Raw genomic sequence first — 4,506 nt, 5'->3', positions numbered from 1 at the left:
CCTTGCGTTACCCAGCTCATCAATGCACGAATTAAGGTCGTGAAAAAGAGAATCTGCCCGAAGGTTTTCACTACGCTGAGCAATCCGATCAACACTGCTCTCGGTAAATCCAAACCGAGCAACACAAACAGCAATGTTACGATCCCGACTGCAAGCAATAGCGCAGCAAAGTTAATCCCTTTTACTGTCGGAATCAGTTTAGTTAACGGGTTTAAAACCGGGTTGGTTAAACGCATTAAGGTTTGTGAAATCGGCAGATAAGGATCAACGCGGCAAAATTGCAGCCACGTGCGTAGCACTAGCAAAAAGCTAAAGATGCTAACAATAATTTGAATGAAAGGAACTAAGAATTCCATTTTATTCTCCAAAATTACGCTCTCCCACAAGCGGAAAAGACAGATTTGAGCAAAGCATTGTCTTTGCGGAAAGCCGAAAGAGGGTTACAAGCGGTGATTTTTTATAAAAATTTTGCAATACCTTCTCCCGTAAACGGGAGAGGAAAAATGTTTATTCGGAGATCGGTAAATCCCACCAAATATCAAATAAGCCGCTGACCTCGATTTCCACCAAGCCGTTTGCTTCCAGCCATTTTTGCACTAATTGACGGTGAGATTCATCGCATTTGCCTAATTTTTCTAAGCAAATTAAACCTTCCCAATGTAAATAGCCGCTGCCTTCATAAGCTAAGCCATTTGGGCGAATGACTTCATCAATAAAACGATCCACAGTTGCATCAATTTGGTCAATACCTGTACCTTCTGCAAATTGAAATTTCACTAAAAAGCCTAACTCTTGGAACTCTGCTAAGTGCATTTTTTTACGCTGTCTACGATTACGAATCGGTTGAGCCATTTTCTTTCTCCTGGTTGAGTAACACTATTTCTTAATAAAATATAAATCCCACACACCGTGTCCTAGCTTATGCCCGCGTTCTTCAAACTTCGTTAAAGGGCGAAAATCAGGGCGTGGAATAAAATCGTTGGTTTCTGACATATTTTGCAATGAAGCGTCAAATTGACGTAACACGTCTAACATATGTTCTGCGTAATTTTCCCAATCCGTCGCAAAATGGATAAAACCGTTCGGCGACAGTTTGGTTAATACACGGGTAATAAATTCAGGCTGAACAATACGGCGTTTATGGTGTTTTGCTTTTTGCCACGGGTCGGGGAAATAAAGCTGTAATCCGCCTAATGTACCGTCGGCAATACTATCTCGCAAAATTTCTGTCGCATCGTGGCAAATCACCCGCAAGTTTTTCACACCTTTTTCCAACGCATAAGCAATACAAGCGCCAACACCGGGTGTGTGAACTTCAATCCCGATATAATTACGATCCGGATTTTGCTCCGCCATGTCGACTAATGAACGCCCCATACCGAAACCGATTTCAAGCACCACAGGATTGCGGTTGCCAAAAATCGCTTCAAAATCAAAAGGCGTATTTTGGTAATCTAAACCGAGATTTTCCCAGTTATTATTCATCATATCCCGCTGATAATCGCTCAAACGCCCTGTACGCAGTACAAAACTACGGACTTTGCGAAGATAGCGACCATCTGCAGTAAATTCAGCACGTTCAACGGTTTTACGTTTTTTATCGGCAAATGTGATCTTTTCTGACATTATCATTGACTATACGCACAACAAATGACGTGCGATTCATTGGTAAAATAATCAAGCGATCCGACCGCTTGTATGATCGAGCGGGAGCGAATCCAACACTCCCGAAAAGGATTAGAATCTGACTAATGCCGAACCCCATGTCCAACCGCCGCCAAAAGCTTCCAACAGCAATAGTTGACCGCGTTGAATCCGACCGTCACGGACAGCTTCATCCAGCGCTACCGGAATCGTCGCCGCGCTGGTATTGCCGTAGCGATCGACCGTCACAACCACTTGATCCATCGACATTTCAAGTTTCTCCGCCGTCGCACTGATAATGCGTAAATTCGCTTGATGCGGAACCAACCAATCTAATTCGCTTTTATCCAAATTATTTTCAACAAGGGTTTCTTCCACCACATTTGCTAATTCGCGCACAGCCAATTTGAAAGTGGCATTGCCCTGCATGGAGATAAAACCGGATTTTTCATTACCACGCTCCGGATTCGGCAATACTAGCGCATCTTTGGTATCGGCGGAGGCGTGTAAATGCGTAGAAATAATGCCTTGCTCTTCGCTGGCTTCTAAAATTACCGCACCTGCGCCGTCACCAAACAGTACCACCGTGCTGCGATCCGTTTCATCTAAACGGCGGGAGTTAAGATCCGAACCGATGACTAATGCTTTTTTCACTTTACCTGTACGAACGAATTGATCCGCCACACTCAAGGCATACACAAAACCGGTACACGCGGCCGCAACATCAAACGAGATCGCATCTTCAATGCCTAACATCCCTTGGATTTGGCAAGCCGCACTGGGATACGAGTGCGATCCGCTGGTTGTGCCGACGACAATTAAATCGATCTCTTGCGGATCAAGATTGACTTGCTCAACACATTTTTTTGCCGCTTCGTAACCCATGGTTGCCGCAGTTTCATCCGGCGCAGCAATACGACGCTCTCTCATGCCGGAGCGGGTAACAATCCATTCATCCGAAGTATCAACCATTTTTTCAAGATCCGCATTAGTTCGAACCTGAGCAGGCATATAACTGCCTGTTGCTACGATTTTGCTATACATATCTTATTCTCTTGTAACTTGTTTAACCCTTGCGAAATTTTAGCAGGAATTTCGCCTTCAATCTGTTGAATCGCATATTGAATGGCATAAAAAAATGCATTCGTACTTGCCCCACCGTGGCTTTTCACGACCACCGACGATAATCCGAGTAAGGTTGCGCCGTTATGGCGATCGGGATTAATGCGTTGTAATTTTCGATAATAGCGATAAAAAATCGCCCGCAATAAATAACGTTTCACATTACGGCAAAGGTGAGAGTCTTCCGTGGGTCTTTTGAAAAACGACAAAATATTTTTTGCAGCGCCTTCCAACGTTTTTAATGCGATATTACCGCTAAAGCCGTCACACACTATCACATCGGCAACGTGATTCATTAATTTATCCCCTTCCAAAAAGCCGATATAGTTTAAATGAAGGGATTCTTTGAGTAATTGGTGCGCCTCGCGAATCTGAGGGTTACCTTTATTCTCTTCCGTGCCGATATTCAACAATGCCAAACGCGGATAAACCAAATCCAGCATGACTTCAGCAAAAATATTACCCATTTCGGCAAATTGCAACAATAATTGGCTATCCGCCTCAACATTTGCACCGAGATCAAGCATCACACTCGATTTACCGTTCATCGTCGGAATTAACGACGTTAATGCCGGGCGAACAATATTCGGTAACGGTTCGATCAGCTGTTTTGCCAATCCCATCAGCACGCCGGTATTTCCACCACTGACACAACCTTGCGCTTCGCCTTTCGCGACCGCTTCGATCGCCAATCGCATCGAACTCCCCTTACTTTGACGCAAAGCTTGTACAAAAGGGAGGTCTGATTCGATCTCTTTTATAGTATGAACCAACTGAATGCGCGGTTGATGAGCGGCAGGAATGGTATTGAGTAGCGGAGAAATTTGGGCTTGATCGCCAAATATAATAAAAGATAGCATTGGATTATGTTCCAATGCTGACAATAAAGCTGGGATAGTAATACGGGGACCAAAGTCCCCGCCCATCACATCTAACGCAAGGGTTAGACGACTCAATTTATACCTCTAAGAGATAAATCGATTATTTAATTTTACGACCGCGGTAGTAACCGTCAGCAGTAACGTGGTGACGTAAATGTGTTTCGCCACGTGCATCTACTGATACTGCAGCGGTTGTTAAAGCATCGTGTGAACGACGCATATCACGACGTGAACGAGATTTCTTATTTTGTTGAACAGCCATTGGCTATACTCCTAAAACTAGTTTTTCTTTAAATTAGCTAATACAGCGAACGGGTTAGGTTTTTTCGCCAATTCCTCGGGCAATTCGCCAAAAACCTGTTCCTGCGCGGACACTTCACAGTGTTCAGAGTTATGCATCGGGACTATAGGTAATGAAAGAATGAACTCGTCTTCAATCATTTCTAGTAAATTCACTTCACCAAACTCATTAATTTCGATTGGGTCATAAATTTCGGGTACATCGTCCGCCTGATCCATATTCTTCACTGGACTGAAACAAAATGTGCAGTCTAGCGTTTGCGTAAATGGGTTACCGCAACGTTGGCAGTCTAATTCCACATCCACAGTCGCGGAGCCTTTAATCACCGTGAGTTTTTGCGGATCAACATATAACGATAAAGTAACTTGTGCATCGCCCAGCACGTGACTAACAGATTCACCCAAACGGCTAAGTCGGCTCGCAGAAATGTAGCCTTCATAGTCCATTCGACGCTGAGCGTCTTTATACGGGTCAATCGTTAGGGGTAGTTTTACCTTTTGCATAGGGTGCGCATATTACAGATTGTTGGTGCTCTAGTCAAAGGGAAAGATGAGAATT

General features: G+C 44.0%; 7 protein-coding genes. All 7 read right to left on the bottom strand.

What is annotated here, in order from left to right; translation table 11 throughout:
- Positions 1-356, bottom strand: a 356-nt coding sequence (locus tag ACEYJ7_RS08760) for a YggT family protein (RefSeq protein WP_373778699.1), incomplete at its 3' end; no start/stop codon positions are given.
- A 151-nt stretch (positions 357-507) separates the two neighbouring features.
- Positions 508-852 carry a YggL family protein gene (locus ACEYJ7_RS08755; protein WP_373766842.1) on the bottom strand — a complete coding sequence of 115 codons (345 nt, stop codon included), beginning with the start codon at positions 850-852 and terminating at the stop codon, positions 508-510.
- A 24-nt stretch (positions 853-876) separates the two neighbouring features.
- Positions 877-1,626, bottom strand: coding sequence for a tRNA (guanosine(46)-N7)-methyltransferase TrmB (gene trmB, locus ACEYJ7_RS08750; RefSeq protein WP_373778698.1), 750 nt, complete (start codon positions 1,624-1,626; stop codon positions 877-879).
- A 111-nt stretch (positions 1,627-1,737) separates the two neighbouring features.
- Positions 1,738-2,688 carry a beta-ketoacyl-ACP synthase III gene (locus ACEYJ7_RS08745; RefSeq protein WP_373778697.1) on the bottom strand — a complete coding sequence of 317 codons (951 nt, stop codon included), beginning with the start codon at positions 2,686-2,688 and terminating at the stop codon, positions 1,738-1,740.
- Positions 2,670-3,722 (bottom strand): phosphate acyltransferase PlsX, encoded by a 1,053-nt coding sequence (plsX, locus tag ACEYJ7_RS08740; RefSeq protein WP_373778696.1) that lies wholly within the window; start codon positions 3,720-3,722, stop codon positions 2,670-2,672. Before plsX ends, ACEYJ7_RS08745 begins: the two co-directional genes overlap by 19 nt.
- Positions 3,723-3,747: 25 nt before the next feature.
- The gene (gene rpmF / locus ACEYJ7_RS08735; protein ID WP_005711065.1) at positions 3,748-3,909 is read right to left on the bottom strand and encodes a 50S ribosomal protein L32; all 162 of its coding nucleotides are present in this window, start codon (positions 3,907-3,909) and stop codon (positions 3,748-3,750) included.
- 17 nt (positions 3,910-3,926) lie between these two features.
- Positions 3,927-4,451 carry a 23S rRNA accumulation protein YceD gene (gene yceD / locus ACEYJ7_RS08730; protein ID WP_373778694.1) on the bottom strand — a complete coding sequence of 175 codons (525 nt, stop codon included), beginning with the start codon at positions 4,449-4,451 and terminating at the stop codon, positions 3,927-3,929.
- Positions 4,452-4,506: the final 55 nt, after the last annotated feature.

The organism is Glaesserella sp. (genome assembly GCF_041814905.1).
In the GTDB taxonomy this organism is placed as follows: domain Bacteria; phylum Pseudomonadota; class Gammaproteobacteria; order Enterobacterales; family Pasteurellaceae; genus Glaesserella.
Note: the sequence above shows the minus strand (reverse complement) of the source record. Positions and strands in the feature narration are given on the sequence as shown.